Below are 14,730 nucleotides of genomic sequence, written 5' to 3'. Positions count from 1 at the left end.
TCGATTTCATTTTGACGCTCAATTTTGCGGCATAGACTGGATCTCATTACATGGAACTCGGTTCCATTTTATGGAACCTATAACGCACATGAGCATCTTGGAAACCGCAACGGCGGTGCTGCGCCTGATGGCAGCGCGACAAGCCGAAGTGACGATGACCGATCTGGTCGAGCGACTCGACATGCCCAAGAGCACCGCCTCGCGCGTGCTCAAGCAGATGGCCGAAGAAGGGCTGCTGGTCCGAAACCCGACGACGCTGGCCTATCGCCCGTCTTTGCTGTTGCTCGAACTCTCACACCTCGTGCGCGCATCAACCCCGTTGATCGAGATGTGCGCCCAAGCGCTCGACGAACTGGGTCAGGAATATGGCCACACGGGCTATGTCTCGGTGCTCGACGGTGACGACGTCGTCGTGCTGCGTGTGCGTCCCGGCTCGCAGGCCCTGCGCGCCATGACCAATCCGGGCCATCGTTTGGCATCGTGGGCGACCTCCACCGGCCGCTCGCTTCTCGCGCGCGAAACCGATGAGCAGATCGGCACCCGTTTCCCAGACGGCTTGCCGACCTTGCGCGAAAACGGGCAACCCATTGGCGGCCCCGCGACCCTCGATGCCCTTTTGAAAAAACTTCAAACCGTTCGCGATCTTCGCTATGCGGTGGCAGAGAACGAAGCCCTTTCCGGTGTCTGCTCAGTGGGATGCGCGGTTGCCGATCCCAACAGCGGCGAGTGCTTGTCGTTCTGTATGACGTTTCCCTCCGCGATGCTCCCCGCGGCGGAAATTCAGGCGATTGCGCAGCGCGTGGCCTCCCACGCAGAGCTGATCGGTCGCTCCGTTGGCGATCCGTTCTGGACCTCGCCCCGTTAGTTCGCTCACTCGTACGACCTGTCGATCTCTCATCATGAATACGTCGTCCTCTGCCCTTCCGACGCCTCCCGATGCCACGAGCACCGAGGCTCCGCCGCCGCAACATCCGTCGACTTTCTCACCGGCAAACCTGCTGCTGTTAAGCGCCCTGAGCGTGTTCGGCGCGATCATCGGCATCGAACTTCTGGTCAAGCTGGGCGTCACGCCCAACACCGCGATCATCGGCGCGCTGGTCGCGATGATTTGTGCACGCGTGCCGTTGCGAGCCTTTGCGCAATATCGTTCGATTCACGTGCAGAACCTCGCGCAAAGCGCCATCTCGGCTGCCACGTTCGGCGCCGCCAACAGCCTGTTGCTCCCCATCGGCATTCCGTTCCTGATGGGCCGTGCCGACCTGGTGATGCCGATGTTCATCGGCGTCTCGCTGGCGATGCTGCTCGATGGCTACATGCTCTATCGCATGTTCGACACCAAGATTTTCCCCGCGACTGGCACATGGCCGCAGGGTGTGGCTGCGGCTGAAGCCATCAAGGCAGGCGACGTTGGCGGGCATCAGGCGCGCGTGCTCGGTGCCGGTCTCGGCATCGGCATGCTCGGCTCGTGGTTCGGCATTCCGATGTCGGCATTCGGCACCGCGTTCATCGGCAATATCTGGGCGCTGACCATGCTCGGTTTCGGCTTTCTGCTGCGTGGTTATTCAATGCCGCTGTTCGGTTTCGCTGTCGAGAAGGCCTACATTCCGCACGGCATGATGATTGGCGCCGGTATCGTCGCATTGCTCCAGATCGTGCGAATGGTCTGGCGCGACCGGCCGGCCCGTAGCGCCGCCGATGTTGCGACAGACGTGCACACGCCCGCTGCTGCGGGTGCACCGAGTATTCGCCGGTCATTACGTTTCGGTGGCGTGGCCTACATCGGCTTGGCGACGCTTGTGGCATTCGGTGCGGGCCTGTATGCCGACATGTCGCCGGGCATGCTGATCCTGTTCATCGTGTATGCCGCTTTCGCCGCGTTCGTGCATGAATTGATCGTCGGGATTGCCGCGATGCACTCGGGCTGGTTCCCGGCCTTCGCGGTCGCGCTCATCACGCTCTTGATCGGCATGTTGATCGGATTCCCGCCCGCGGCGCTCGTAGTGCTGTGCGGCTTTTCAGCCGCCACCGGCCCCGCCTTCGCCGACATGGGCTACGACTTGCGCGCGGGGTTCATCCTGCGCGGTCACGGCAGCAACCCTGCCTTCGAACTTGCGGGGCGCCGACAGCAACTCATGGCCGCGATGCTCGCCTTCGTCATCGCGATTCCGGTGGTGTATTTCGCGCATTCGAGCTTCTTCGCCAACGGGCAGGTGCCGCCTGTGGCAGCGGTCTATGTGTCGACCATCAAAGCCGGTGTTGCACCGGGCGTCCTGCATTCCCTGATGCTCTGGGCCATTGCGGGCGCCGCCTTGCAGTTCATCGGCGGCCCGAAGCGCCAGCTCGGTGTGCTGTTCTCCACGGGGCTGCTCATCGCCAACCCGGCCGCGGGCTGGGCTGTGCTCATCGGGATTGCCCTGCGCTTCGCAATCGAGCGCACCGCCGGCGAGCGCGTGCGCAACACCATGGAAGTCTTTGCCGCCGGCATCATCGCGGGCGACGCCATCTTCAGTTTCGGCAGTTCGTTGATCCGCTCGCGCACGCATTGAAGCCGCGCGGATCTTGCCATCTTTTTCTGGAACCTGAATCGTCATCATGAGCTTTAGCCAAACTCTCCAAGTCTTCGAAGCCTTCGACAGCGCCCATGCCTCGGGCCAGACCGTGGTCGACCTGCTCGCGCCCTATGCCGCGCACGGTGTCACCGTCGAGGTCCTGAAAATCGAGGGCAAGAAAGGGGCCACCGATTTCGTCAAGATCTGCATCCCCGGCGACGTCGGCAAGCGAGCCGGTGGTGCGGCCCCGAGTCTGGGCATCGTTGGCCGTCTGGGGGGCATCGGCGCCCGCCCCTCACGGATAGGTCTGGTGTCAGACGCCGACGGCGCCATCGCGGCCGTCGCCGCCGCGCTGAAGCTCGCCCATATGCGAACACAAGGCGACGCCCTTGCCGGAGACGTCTTCATCACGACGCATATCTGCCCCGATGCGCCGACGCGTCCGCATGAGCCCGTCGACTTCATGGACTCCCCGATCGACACCGAAGATGTGAACGCCCACGAAGTGTGGGACGAGATGGACGCCGTGCTCTCCCTCGACACCACCAAGGGCAACCGCATCATCAATCACAAGGGCTATGCGATCTCGCCGACGGTCAAAGAGGGCTACATCCTGCGCGTCTCGGAAGACCTGCTGCGGATCATGGAAATGACGAGCGGCCAACCCGCCGTCACGTTCCCGGTGACCACGCAGGACATCACACCTTACGGTAACGGCGTCTATCACCTGAACAGCATCATGCAGCCGTCGATCGCCACACGTGCACCGGTGGTGGGCGTGGCGATCACCACGCAGAGCATCGTCCCCGGCTGCGGCACAGGCGCCAGCCACGAAGCCGATATCGCACTCGCGGTGAAGTTCGCCGTGGAAGTCGCCAAAGAGTTCGGCCGGGGCACGTGCCAGTTCTACGACACCGAGGACTACGCCCGCCTGATCGCGCTGTACGGCTCGCTCGCTCACCTCTCCAAACGCCAACCCCACTGAGGCATTGCCCATGCGCCAGCACAAACTGGGGACACTGACCATCGGCCAAGCACCGCGCGCCGACATCACGCCGATTCTCGATGCGCATCTGCCGGCCGATGTGCCGGTAGTCCACATGGGCGTGCTCGATGGGCTGGACCGTGACGCCATCGACGCGGCCTTTTCACCGCAGGGCGGCAATGGCGTTCTGATATCGCGCCTGCTCAGCGGTGACTCGGTGGAACTCGGCAAGCCCGCGATTCAGCGCGCTTTGCAGGTGAAACTCGACGCGCTTGAGGCACTGGGCTGCACGGTCATTCTGATCTTGTGCACGGGAGAATTCGAAGGCCTTGCTTGCCGTCACGCGTGGCTGGTCGAACCGGACCGCATCGTACCGCCGGCCGCCGCAGCGCTCGCCGGTAGCCGTCAGGTCGGCATCGTGGTGCCGCTTGCCGGGCAGATTGAAAGCGAGTTTCACAAGTGGGGAGCGCTGCAACGTCCGCCGATCTGCGCCGCCGCGTCACCGTATGCGACGGGTGCCGCAGGCGATGAAGCGCTGGCCAGTGCCGCACGCACCCTGCGCGAACAAGGCGCCGAAATGCTCGTGCTCGATTGCATGGGTTTTGTCGAACGTCATCGCGACATCGCGCAGACGGCGTCGAACCTGCCCGTTGTGTTGTCGAACACGCTCGTCGCCAGTTTGACCGCGACGCTGGTGTAAGGGATTACCGCCGCCCCCGGGGTCACATTCGTCCGTTATCATCCGATCGAATTCACACCGCCAAGGGGGCGATCATGCGTCTACCTCGCGTCATCCTTTTTGTCATCGCGCTCGTCCTGCCCGTCTTTGCGCAAGCCGCCGATGGCTTCGTGCACATCGATGCCGGGAGAGCCAACACCTACGTGCCGGTGTATGCGATGGAGAAACCCAACGCTACGGCCACGCTCATCCTGCTACCCGGTGGTGATTCGGGCACTGGCCGTATCAGTAACGGTCAGCCGGGCAGCATGAACTTCCTTGTCCGCTCACGGCAATTGTTTGCGGACGAACGTTTCAACGTGCTGGTGATGTTCCGGGCCAGCGACCTGCGAACGCTCGATTTCCCGGAGCGCATCAGCAGCGAGCATGTGAAAGAGATCAGCAACGTCGTTGACTATGCCACTCAGACGTTCGGTAAGCCGGTATGGCTCGTGGGAACCAGTCGCGGCACAGTCTCCGGCACCGCTGCCGCGATTGCCCTCGGGAAAGCGCATATCGCAGGACTGGTGTTGACCTCCAGCGTCACCAATCGCAAGGCCGGTGCGATCGGTGCACAAGACATCGAAAAGATCGACGTGCCGACGCTGGTGCTTCACCACAAGTTCGATGCCTGCCCGATCTGTGTACCGAGTCAGGCAGAAGCCATCGTCGGCGGCCTAAAGAACGCGCCCGCCAAGAAGTTCATCCTTGTCGATGGCGGCTCCTCGCCCAAAGGCGATCCCTGTGAAGCTGAGCATTGGCATGGCTACCCAAACTTCGAGGCGCAGACCGTGCGCTTGATTGCCGACTGGATTCGCCAGCCGGGCGACTGACGAGAAGTCAGGCGCCAAGCCCCGGCGCGCTGGCCCGACGGCAACGCCTGTTGGCGTTGCATGACTCAAGCCGCATATCTGCCCAATTTGCCGCTCCCCTCAATCTCGGGAGCGCGCCGAATCAGGAGCAGTGAGAACGTCGAGAGAACCAGACAAAGCGTCGTGGCCACCGCAGGCGACGACCGGTCGCCAGTGACGTGAATCAGCCAGACCGCGACCAGTTGCGTGAGCCCGCCGAAGATCGCGACGCCAAAGCTGTACACCGCCCCAGTGGCTGTGGCGCGCATCGATCGGGGAAACAGTTCCGGAATCAATGTGACCGACGGCGCGCCCTGAAGGGTGTACACGAAGCTCAGCCCGACGATGATCACGAACAGACGGAAGACGCTCGGCTCGCTACTCAGCCACATGTAGGCCGGGTACAACATCCCGACCAATACCAGACGCGAGATCAGGATCGGTTTGATCCGTCCGTAGGCGTCGGCAATCTTCCCCGCAATCGGCGACACGACCGCAAGCACCAAGCCCGACGCCATCGCACAGGCATACGATGCCGACTCGTCGAGCTTCAGTTCTCGGATGGCATACGTCGGCAAGAAAAAGATCAGCATGTACGCCGTCACCACGCCGCCCATGACCAACAGGATGCCTGCGACAAGATTGCGTCGCTGCGTGCGCAACAGGTCGCCCAGCGGTGAATGATCGGGGACGGACTCGCCGTCAGACGGCTGCGGCTCCATCGCGCCCAACTGACGTCGAATGACGATGCCTGCCGGCAGAATCAATGCGCCCAGCAGGAACGGCACGCGCCATCCCCACGAGTACAGCGCCTCGGGCGAGAGAAAGTGCGAGAGGGCGGCCGCCATCGCGGCACCGGCGCAGATCCCCATCCCTTGGCTCGCGAGCTGCCAACTCGTATAGAAGGCGCGCGCCCCTTTCGGTGCATGTTCGAGCATCACCGTCGTGGCGGGCCCGACTTCGCCGCCCGCTGAGAACCCTTGAATCAGACGCGCCGCGACCATGATGACCGGCGCGGCGATACCGATATCGGCATAGGTCGGTGCCAGCCCCGCCATGCAGACGCCCAGCGCCATGAGCGAGAGTGTGAGCGTCATCGCCGCGCGGCGGCCAGCCCGGTCGGCATAAATCCCGATGACGATGCCGCCGATAGGCCGCATCACGAAGCCGACGCCGAACGTCGCAACGGCCGACATCAGTTGCCCGTCCGCGCTAAGGGGTGAAAAGAACAGATGGCCAATCACGATCGAAAAGAATCCGAATACCGTGAAATCGAAAAACTCCATCGCGTTACCGATCGTCGTCGCCACCAGCAGCCGCGTGCGCGTAACGCGCGCAGGCTGGGGCACGGCAGTCTTCAGCGAATCTCTCATGTCCGTCTCCTGACGTTATTCTCGTTATCGTGCGTCTTGGGCATGGAAGGCCGGGGTCTCGTAGCGGCCCAGTTCGTCGAGCAGAAGCGACCAACCGCGAAGCCCTTCGCCGATGGACCGGATGCGGAAAAACTCATTCGGCGCGTGGACATCTTCGTCGGGCAGGTTGTAGCCGAACATGAGCGTTTCGATGCCCAGCATCTCCTTGAAAATCGCCGTGACCGGCACACTCGCGCCAAGGCGTACCTGAATCGGCTCGCGGCCCGTCTCGTTGCGCAGCACCGTTTGCGTGGCCAGCACCAGCGGATGCCATGACGGCAACGACGAAGCAGGCGCACCGTTGTGCTGATGAAGAATTTCGAGCGACACCCCCTCTGGGCATTGGCGACGCAGGTGCCGCACAACGTTTGCGAGCACATCCTTCGACTGCTGCCCCTCGACCAACCGCACGGTGAGCTTTGCTGTCGCGACACTCGGAATGATCGTCTTGCCGCCCTGCCCCGAATAGCCGCCCCACATCCCGTTGACATCGAGCGAAGGGCGCAGCGTCACCTGCTCACGCAGCGTGAAACCGGGCTCGCCATGATGACTCGCTGCCACGTCGCCAATGAACGCTGACGCATCGAAGGGAAATGCCGCCGTGTCGGACTTCTGAAGCGGCGTCAGCGCCTTCGCGTCAGCGTAAAAACCGTCGACGGCGACCGCGCCATCGATATCATGAAGCGAGCTCACCAGTTTCGCCATTTCATGCAATGCGTTGCGCACACAGCCGCCATAGCGGCCCGAGTGCAAGTCTTTCACCGCCGTCTGAATACGAAACTCCAACTGCCCGTTGCCGCGTGCACCGGTGTTGATGGTCGGGACGACCGCGCTCGCACGGCCACCGTCGGCCGACAGCACAGCGTCCACACTGAGCAACTCGCGATGCCGCGTGATGATTTCCGCGAGCGTCGGACTCCCGGTCTCTTCCTCACCCTCAAGAAAAACCTTCACGTTGACCGGGCAACCACCGGCGACCCTCAGAAATGCTGCGACAACTTCCAGCGCGATGGTTGTTGGCCCTTTCACATCGGAGGCGCCCCGCGCGAACAAGCAACCATCGCGCTCAGTCGGCTCGAACGGCGGACTCTTCCAGAGTTCGATGGGGTCTTCGGGTTGCACGTCGTAGTGCCCGTAGATGAGCACCGTCGGCTTGCCCGGCGCGCCCAGCCATTCGCCATAAACGGCCGGCTCACCACCGCCGTCCAGTTCACGAATGTTCGCGAGGCCGATGTCTTTCAAACGCGCGGCGAGGTATTGCCGCGCATGCGCCATGTGCACGCCGAACGCCGGATCGGGGCTCACGCTGGGAATGCGCAGATAGGTCTTCAGACGCGACAGAATCGCATCGTGTTCGGCTTCAAGGAATTCCAGTACGCGCTGGACCATGGGTGTCTCCATCAATGAATGATCGGCTTCGCAGGCCGCTAGGTGATGAGTCATGTTAGAAACCCAAAAATCATGTGTCCAATGCATTATTTTTGTAATTTTGATTACATTTACTGATATACATTTGAGAAAATGACGCGACACATCCAGCCCTCGCACAGGAATCCGCGATGAATTTGCATCACCTTGAGCACTTTCTGGCTTTAGTCGAGACGGGGTCGTTCAGCCGAGCATCGGAGGCGCTTCATCTCACGCAGCCCGCCTTGAGCCGGAGCATTCAGATGCTTGAGCAGGAACTTGGGGTGCGGCTGATCGACCGCATCGGGAAGCGCAACGAGCTCACGCCGTTTGGCGTGCTGGTGGCAGAGCGGGCGCGAAAGATCGTGTCGGACTCGGTCGATCTGAAGCACACCGCGCAGTTGCTGGTGCAAGGCGATGGCGGAACGATTCGTCTGGGGTTGGGATCGGCGCCTAATGCGATGTTCGCCGGGCCGTTGCTGTCGTACATGTTGCGCGAGTACCCGCACGTCGGCATTTACCTTTCGACGGGCAATCCCGAAGCGCAACTGGCAGCGTTGCGCGAGCGCACGTTCGACGCCCTGCTCGTGCATTCACGAGCTATCGCGCCACAGGAGGATCTTCACGTCCAGTTACTGGGCAGCGTGCAATCGGGCTTTTTGTGCCGGCGCGGTCATCCGTTGTCCAAGCGCCGTCGGGTCGAGTTCGCGGACCTGATGCAGTACCCGGTTGTCGGGACCATGCTCAGTGACGAGATGACGCGCGAACTGGTAAAGCGCTTCGGGCCCGACGCGCACCCGGCGCGTTTGCTGCGGGCGTCGTCGGACTCGGTTGCCGCGCTCATCGAGACGGTGCTCGCGACAGACGCCGTCTTCTTCGGTGTTGTTGCGACGGCGCGCGCGTGGGTGAATAGCGGCGATGTGTCAGTAGTGCGCCTCGATCTGCCGGAGAGCGCAGACGCGCAGTACGCCTTCATCACGCTGGAGGGACGCACCCAGTCGCCTGTTCTCGAGACGGTTCGCCAGTTCTGCATTGACCTCACCCGGAACAGTCAGCGCACCCAGCGTGCCAGTCAATGAAGGTACGGAAGCCTATTCGCGACACACCGATCAAGCGCTGAGCCTCGCCCTCGACACCGAGATCCGGCTCAGACGGAGGCAGCCGTCTCCGCCGGCGCGCTCCCCGCCGCCACCTCCCCCGCCCTCGCCCTCGCCCGCCGCACCCCCGCGAGCCAAATCCCCAGCCCCGCCAGCGCCGCCGGAATCGCCAGAATCATGAACAGCCCCGCGTTGCTCCACCCTGCGGCGAGCAGGAACGCTCCGCCCAGCGATCCCGCCACCGCACCAACACGCCCGATGCCTAGCGCCCACGCAACCCCCGTTGCACGATTGGACGTCGGGTAATACGCCGACGCAATCACGTTCGCGCAGACTTGCGACCCGCTCACGCAGAATCCCGTCACGAAGATCCCGATTGCCAGCCACACAGCGTTGTCGGCCACCGCCAACGACGCCACGCACACGGCCCCCAGCAGATACGCCACCGCCACCACCTTGTACGGATGGAACCGGTCGATCAGCAGCCCCAGCACGATCGCCCCCAACACCCCGCCACCCTGCAACAGACCGCCAAACATCGACGCCTGCTTGAGCGTCATCCCGCTGCGCTCGGCCAGAATCGGCAGCCAGTTGATGAGCAGATACAGCAACAGCAGACTCATGAAGAACGCCAGCCACAGCAGCAACGTCCCACGACGATAGTCGCGGTGGAACAGTTGCACCACCGGCGACGCCGGCAGCCGGTCATCCGACGCCGAATACTGCTGCCCCGCCGTCACGCGATCCGGTGCCACGCGCTTCAGAATCGCGGCGATCTGCGCCTGTGTGCCGCTGCGAATCGCCAGAAAACGCACCGACTCCGGCAACGTGAACCACAGCACCGGCACCAGCGCCAGCGGCAACAGCCCGCCAAGCGCCAGCACACCGCGCCAGCCGTAATCCGCCACCAGATACGCCGTCACTACACCGCCCAGTGCCGACCCCAGCGAGAAGCCGCAGAACATCAGCGTGAGCAGCGTGCCCCGGCGACGCTCGGGACTGAATTCGGACGTCAGCGTGATCGCATTGGGCATCGCGCCGCCGAGCCCCAGCCCCGTCAGAAAACGCAGCGCGATGAGCCACGTCACGTTCGGCGCGAGCGCCGCCGCGACACTCGCTGCACCGAACCACGCCACGGACAGCATCAACACCCGGCGGCGTCCGATGCGATCCGCCATCGGTCCGCTACAGAACGCCCCGACCATCAGGCCCAGCAACCCCGCACTGAACAACGGCCCGAGCGACACCATCGACAACTGCCACTCCGCCCGAATATGCGGCGCAATGAAGCCGATGATCGCGATGTCGAAACCGTCCAGCGCCACGATCAGAAAACACATCACGCTGATCATGATCTGAAAGCGCGACACGGGGGCCGCGTTGATGAAGTCCCGCACGTCGACTGACGCTTGCCGGGTGTCGTGCTTGTCCATGAATGTCTCCTGTCCTGATATGACGCTTGTCTGCGCCTTGTTTTGGATGGTTCGGGGTTGTCCTGCCAGCTACGCCGCGTGCTCTCGCAACGAAGGCTTCACCGCTTCCACCTGTGCGATGAACGCCGGGTCGCGCTGGCGCAAATCCTCGTGACTTACGCGTCCGGTGCGAAGCATGTAGTCGTAGGCGAAGCTCACCGGGTCGAGTTGCATGCGCTTGTCGACGGACTCGTACCAGTCCAGACTGCGTCGCGCGGCGTCCTGAAAACGGTCGGACGCGCCGCGTCGGCTTTCCTCAAACGCTGCAAATGCCGCAGGGACATCGTTGCGATTCGCACAAAGTGCCTCGAACAATGCGATGGCGTCCTGCATCGCCATGCGCGTTCCCGACCCGAGCGAGAAATGCACGCTGCGCAGCGCATCGCCAAGCAGCACCACATTGCCGTGCGACCACCGCGCATTGCTGACCACACGTGCCTGAAACCAGTTGGAACGGTTCGTGAGCAGCGCATGCCCGCCCAGATCGTCGGCGAAAATCTGCTCGCAGAACGCCCGGCTCTCGTCCTCTGTGGCGGTATCGAGACCACAGCGCTGCCACGTTTCGGGATCGACCTCAACGAGAAACGTCGAGTGCCCCGGGCTGTATTGATAGGCATGCGCCATGAACACGCCATGCGGCGTCTGGCGAAAGATGAGCGACACCGGGTGGAACAACTGCGTCGTGCCGTACCACGCGAACTTGTTGCGGCGCTCGTCGAAGCTCGGCGCGAAATGCTCGGCCATGCGAGTGCGCACTTCACTGTTCACACCGTCGGCGGCAATCACGACGTCGGCATCAGGCAACTGTGCCGGGTCAGTGATGTGGCTGTTGTACCGAACCTCCACGCCCACCTCTGCACACGCCTCTTGCAGCACACGCAGCATGTCGATGCGCGACGTACGCGAGAAGTGGTTATTGCTCAAGCGCACCGGCACGCCCTGATGGACGATTTCCATGTAGTCGCAGCGCGTATGGTGCGCCGTGAACTTGCGGAAGAAAGCCTCATCCGCCTCCTTCAGGAACGCGAGGGCGATGTCGGAGAAGACGACGCCCCAGCCATAAGTGGCGTGCGCAGCATTGCGCTCATGGACGACGATGTCGTCCTCCGGATGGCGCTGCTTCATCAACAGCGAAAAGTACAGGCCCGCCGGCCCGCCACCGATGACGGCGATTTTCATGATGGACTCCTTTGTTCTGGGGATAGCAGTGGCGTCAAGCGATCCGCACGCGTGCCTTGGCATCGGCACCCGCCAGCAGCGCGCCCGCGTCCGGCACCACCGGGGCCAGCCCAAGGTGATCGAGCATCTGGCGCACGGTACTCACGGCAGTCGATGTCACGGGCAAACCCAGTGCGTCCTGCGCCAACTGAATCGCGGGCAACGACGGCATCTGCACACAGGCGGACAACACCACTGCATCCACGTTGGCCGTATTCAAACGTTTGACGTCTTCGAGCAGTTGCATCGGATCGCGGCGTCCGACTTCCAAGTTGTCCGGAATCTCGAACGACAGCGCATCAACCACCTCGATACCTTCGTGCTCGATGTACTCGACCACTGCCTGCGTGAGCGGCTTCATATACGGAGCCATCAGCGATACCTTGCGAGCGCCGAGCGTCTTCAGCCCCGCCACAAGCGCGCCCGCCGACGTCATGACCGCGGCCTCGCAATGGTTTTCACGCGCCACGCGGCGCAGGTCTTCCTCGACCTGCCGGTGGTAGCCGGGCCCCATCGCCATGATGGCGACCAGACACGCAGTGCTCATCACGTCCACGCGCGCGTCGGCAAGCTCGGCAGCGCAGCGCAAACCCTCCCGATTCATCGCTTCGAGTTCTTCCTTCACCACGCGATGCATGCGCATGCGGCTCGAATGAAACGTGAAGCGTTCCGGTAGAACCTGTTCACGCGCACGCAGCATCGCGGGGATCTCAGTCTCCATCGTGGTGTTCGAGCTGGGCACGATCTGGCCGATGCGAAAACTTTGAGAATTACGAAAATTCGTGGATGTCATGGGGTCGGTTCTCCCGCAAATGTGGTCGCGCCTGCCGCTTCGTAGCCCGTTCGGCAGCGCGTTTGGTATTGGTCAAGTGCCGCGCGCAATACGGCTGGCATCTCAATGGACTCACGCTTGCCGCGCTGGATGCAGACCGGCGTGAGCCGGGCGACGAACGCAATCTCGCCATCGGCCTTGCGCGCAGTCATCAGCAACGTAAAGGTGCGCGTGCGGATGCCGTCGACTTCAACGCTGACGTCGAAGGTGTCGTCGGGCCAGAGCGAGCGGCGGAAATCGAATTCGAGCGCGCGGGTCGGCGTGCCGAAACCATGGCGATCCTTCACGGCCTGCGGCGTGCCGCCGAAGAGCGATCCGTAGAACAGTTCGGCAACCGAGATGACGTAGTCGGAGAACGTCGCCGTGTAGACGACGCCCGCCGGATCGCACTCGCCCCAGCGCACCCGCCGGCGCACGACGAAGGGCTGCTCGCTCAACACGTATTCGGTGCTGATCATTTGCCCTCCTCTCCGGCATGTGCGCCGGCATGCACGGCCATCGACTCGGCAGACTCCGAGGCAATGCGGCCCGCAATCGCCGCACGCAGCGACGCTTTATCGACCTTCCCCACCCGCGTGACGGGAAACTCGTCGACCGTCTCGATACGCTCCGGGCACTTGAACTTCGCCAGCCCGTGGCCGACGAGAAAGGTCGCCAGCTCCACCACGGTCGGTGCGGCATGTCCGGGTCGAAGGATCAGATAGACACAGCCCTTCTCGCCATAGAGCGGGTCAGGCATGGCAACCAGCTTGGCGTCGGCCACCGCAGGGTGATGGCTCACGAACGCCTCGACCTCCTCGCAGCCGATTTTCTCGCCGCCGCGATTGATGTTGTCGCGCAAGCGTCCTTCGAAGGCGAAGCAACGCACGCCGTCGACCACGCGCGCGGTCACCATGTCGCCGGTGCGCACGAAGCCGTCCGGGGTGAGCGCCTGCGCCGTCGCTTCGGGGGCGTGGTAATACCCGCGCAGGCTCGACGGCCCACGAAAACACAACTCGCCCGGTGTGCCCTCGTCTACCGGCACGTCGGTGCCCGGGACCAGCACGCGAATCTCGTCGTCCTCGCATCCCGACAAGCCCTGCGTGTGGTGCCGAACGGCAGCAGGCAACCCTGCCCCGGCACCCATGAGCAAGCCTTCGGTCGTACCGTAAAGGTTGAAGCACGGTACGCCGAGATGGTCTTCGAGCGAATCGGCGCGGCTCATCGTACCGAACAGTTCCAGCGACGACAGATCATGCCGGGCGACGTCCTTGTACGCGATCATTTGCGGCGCAACCGGCCCGATCGACAGCCCGTGCGTGACGCGATGCATTTCGATCAGCGTGAGCATGCGGGCGATGTCGACGCGCGGCATCAGCACGGTCGTCATGCCGGTGGCAACGGTCGATGCGAGCACATAAAGCTGGCCCGCGTTGTGCAGCAGCGGCAACGACCAGATCATGCGGCTGTGCTCGGTCATGCCGATGTGGCGCATCCACGCGAGCGAGTGGCCGAGATATTCCGCATGAAAGCGCGGAATGATCTTAGGCACGCCCGTCGTGCCGCCCGAGAGTTGAAAACTCAAGACGTCTTCACTGCCGATGCGGATATCTGACAGCACGGCGCGTGCTCGCTCGATCGGCATGGCATCAATGAGTCGCTCGATGCCGTGAGCGCCCGCGCTCGTAAGCCCATCGCTCGCCGCTCGCGCGACCAGCAGGTGTTCGATCGAAGCGTGCCGGTCCATCATCTGGCGCGCAAACCCGACGAGATCGAAGCTAGAGAAATCCGCCTGTACGAAATAGCCGCGAGCGCCCGACTGCGCCGCCAGTTGGCCGATTTCGACTTCCCGGTATTGCGGCACCGCGCAAACCGGCACCACGCCCGCCTTGTAGGCGCCCATCAGCGCGACGACCGTATCGACTGTCGTCCCCATCTGGAAGATCGCCCGTTCGCCCGGTCGCAGACCCAGTTCGATCAGCGCTGCGCCCAGCCGCTCGCTGCGCGCGTCCAGTTCGGCAAAGGTCAGCGTGGCCTCGTCGCTGAGATAGGCGGGGCGATCCGGCACACGCGCGGCGGTCGCCCGCAACGCATCGCCAAGGGTCGTATCTCGCCAAGCGTTCGACGCGAAATATCGCTGCGCCAGTTCTGGCGGACAGTACGTGACGCCGTCGATCCGATGATAAATACGGTGATGAATACCGCTCATG

Annotated in this window: 13 protein-coding genes; 6 read left to right on the top strand and 7 right to left on the bottom strand. The window is 63.1% G+C overall.

Annotation, left to right across the window (positions count from 1 at the left end; all coding sequences use genetic code 11):
* Positions 1 to 88 precede the first annotated feature (88 nt).
* From AT302_RS08660 to AT302_RS08640, 5 genes are all read left to right on the top strand, one after another.
* On the top strand, positions 89 to 865 hold the full coding sequence (locus AT302_RS08660; protein ID WP_058378095.1) for an IclR family transcriptional regulator: 777 nt from the start codon (positions 89 to 91) through the stop codon (positions 863 to 865).
* Between the two features lie 34 nt (positions 866 to 899).
* The gene (locus AT302_RS08655) at positions 900 to 2,546 is read left to right on the top strand and encodes an OPT/YSL family transporter (RefSeq protein ID WP_058378094.1); all 1,647 of its coding nucleotides are present in this window, start codon (positions 900 to 902) and stop codon (positions 2,544 to 2,546) included.
* Between the two features lie 46 nt (positions 2,547 to 2,592).
* Complete coding sequence (locus tag AT302_RS08650) at positions 2,593 to 3,534, top strand: DUF1177 domain-containing protein (RefSeq protein WP_058378093.1); 942 nt, start codon at positions 2,593 to 2,595, stop codon at positions 3,532 to 3,534.
* Positions 3,535 to 3,544: 10 nt separating this feature from the next.
* Positions 3,545 to 4,234, top strand: coding sequence for an AroM family protein (locus tag AT302_RS08645; RefSeq protein ID WP_058378092.1), 690 nt, complete (start codon positions 3,545 to 3,547; stop codon positions 4,232 to 4,234).
* A gap of 74 nt (positions 4,235 to 4,308) precedes the next feature.
* Entirely contained in the window at positions 4,309 to 5,085 is a 777-nt protein-coding gene (locus AT302_RS08640; RefSeq protein ID WP_058378091.1) for an alpha/beta fold hydrolase, read from the top strand.
* A gap of 65 nt (positions 5,086 to 5,150) precedes the next feature.
* Here the strand turns inward: AT302_RS08640 and AT302_RS08635 are convergent, their stop codons facing one another.
* Together AT302_RS08635 and AT302_RS08630 are read right to left on the bottom strand one after the other, a co-directional pair.
* Complete coding sequence (locus tag AT302_RS08635; RefSeq protein WP_058378090.1) at positions 5,151 to 6,476, bottom strand: MFS transporter; 1,326 nt, start codon at positions 6,474 to 6,476, stop codon at positions 5,151 to 5,153.
* Positions 6,477 to 6,500: 24 nt separating this feature from the next.
* Complete coding sequence (locus AT302_RS08630; protein ID WP_058378089.1) at positions 6,501 to 7,904, bottom strand: M20/M25/M40 family metallo-hydrolase; 1,404 nt, start codon at positions 7,902 to 7,904, stop codon at positions 6,501 to 6,503.
* A 170-nt stretch (positions 7,905 to 8,074) separates the two neighbouring features.
* Here AT302_RS08630 and AT302_RS08625 point away from each other — a divergent pair, with 170 nt between their 5' ends.
* The gene (locus AT302_RS08625; protein WP_058378088.1) at positions 8,075 to 9,001 is read left to right on the top strand and encodes a LysR family transcriptional regulator; all 927 of its coding nucleotides are present in this window, start codon (positions 8,075 to 8,077) and stop codon (positions 8,999 to 9,001) included.
* 68 nt (positions 9,002 to 9,069) lie between these two features.
* On the opposite strand, the gene AT302_RS08620 is transcribed toward AT302_RS08625, so the two are convergent.
* The 5 genes from AT302_RS08620 to AT302_RS08600 form a co-directional block, all read right to left on the bottom strand.
* Complete coding sequence (locus AT302_RS08620) at positions 9,070 to 10,452, bottom strand: MFS transporter (protein WP_058378087.1); 1,383 nt, start codon at positions 10,450 to 10,452, stop codon at positions 9,070 to 9,072.
* A gap of 69 nt (positions 10,453 to 10,521) precedes the next feature.
* Positions 10,522 to 11,670 (bottom strand): FAD-dependent monooxygenase, encoded by a 1,149-nt coding sequence (locus tag AT302_RS08615; RefSeq protein ID WP_058378086.1) that lies wholly within the window; start codon positions 11,668 to 11,670, stop codon positions 10,522 to 10,524.
* 34 nt (positions 11,671 to 11,704) lie between these two features.
* On the bottom strand, positions 11,705 to 12,502 hold the full coding sequence (locus AT302_RS08610; RefSeq protein WP_058378085.1) for a maleate cis-trans isomerase family protein: 798 nt from the start codon (positions 12,500 to 12,502) through the stop codon (positions 11,705 to 11,707).
* A complete protein-coding gene (locus AT302_RS08605; protein WP_058378084.1) occupies positions 12,499 to 12,999 on the bottom strand; it encodes an acyl-CoA thioesterase in 501 nt (166 codons plus the stop codon). Before AT302_RS08605 ends, AT302_RS08610 begins: the two co-directional genes overlap by 4 nt.
* Positions 12,996 to 14,729, bottom strand: coding sequence for an AMP-binding protein (locus AT302_RS08600; RefSeq protein ID WP_058378083.1), 1,734 nt, complete (start codon positions 14,727 to 14,729; stop codon positions 12,996 to 12,998). The genes AT302_RS08605 and AT302_RS08600 overlap by 4 nt, the downstream gene beginning before the upstream one ends.
* Position 14,730: the final 1 nt, after the last annotated feature.

This window comes from Pandoraea norimbergensis (assembly GCF_001465545.3).
Lineage (GTDB): Bacteria > Pseudomonadota > Gammaproteobacteria > Burkholderiales > Burkholderiaceae > Pandoraea > Pandoraea norimbergensis.
This window is presented reverse-complemented; position numbering and strand designations above follow the sequence as displayed.

Bases quoted from the DNA above. Each gene is read 5' to 3' on its own strand.
- AT302_RS08640 (WP_058378091.1), top strand. From the start codon at position 4,309: ATGCGTCTACCTCGCGTCATCCTTTTTGTCATCGCGCTCGTCCTGCCC.
- AT302_RS08620 (WP_058378087.1), bottom strand. From the start codon at position 10,452: ATGGACAAGCACGACACCCGGCAAGCGTCAGTCGACGTGCGGGACTTC.
- AT302_RS08660 (WP_058378095.1), top strand. From the start codon at position 89: ATGAGCATCTTGGAAACCGCAACGGCGGTGCTGCGCCTGATGGCAGCG.
- AT302_RS08655 (WP_058378094.1), top strand. From the start codon at position 900: ATGAATACGTCGTCCTCTGCCCTTCCGACGCCTCCCGATGCCACGAGC.
- AT302_RS08600 (WP_058378083.1), bottom strand. From the start codon at position 14,729: ATGAGCGGTATTCATCACCGTATTTATCATCGGATCGACGGCGTCACG.
- AT302_RS08645 (WP_058378092.1), top strand. From the start codon at position 3,545: ATGCGCCAGCACAAACTGGGGACACTGACCATCGGCCAAGCACCGCGC.
- AT302_RS08615 (WP_058378086.1), bottom strand. From the start codon at position 11,670: ATGAAAATCGCCGTCATCGGTGGCGGGCCGGCGGGCCTGTACTTTTCG.
- AT302_RS08650 (WP_058378093.1), top strand. From the start codon at position 2,593: ATGAGCTTTAGCCAAACTCTCCAAGTCTTCGAAGCCTTCGACAGCGCC.
- AT302_RS08625 (WP_058378088.1), top strand. From the start codon at position 8,075: ATGAATTTGCATCACCTTGAGCACTTTCTGGCTTTAGTCGAGACGGGG.
- AT302_RS08605 (WP_058378084.1), bottom strand. From the start codon at position 12,999: ATGATCAGCACCGAATACGTGTTGAGCGAGCAGCCCTTCGTCGTGCGC.
- AT302_RS08635 (WP_058378090.1), bottom strand. From the start codon at position 6,476: ATGAGAGATTCGCTGAAGACTGCCGTGCCCCAGCCTGCGCGCGTTACG.
- AT302_RS08630 (WP_058378089.1), bottom strand. From the start codon at position 7,904: ATGGTCCAGCGCGTACTGGAATTCCTTGAAGCCGAACACGATGCGATT.
- AT302_RS08610 (WP_058378085.1), bottom strand. From the start codon at position 12,502: ATGACATCCACGAATTTTCGTAATTCTCAAAGTTTTCGCATCGGCCAG.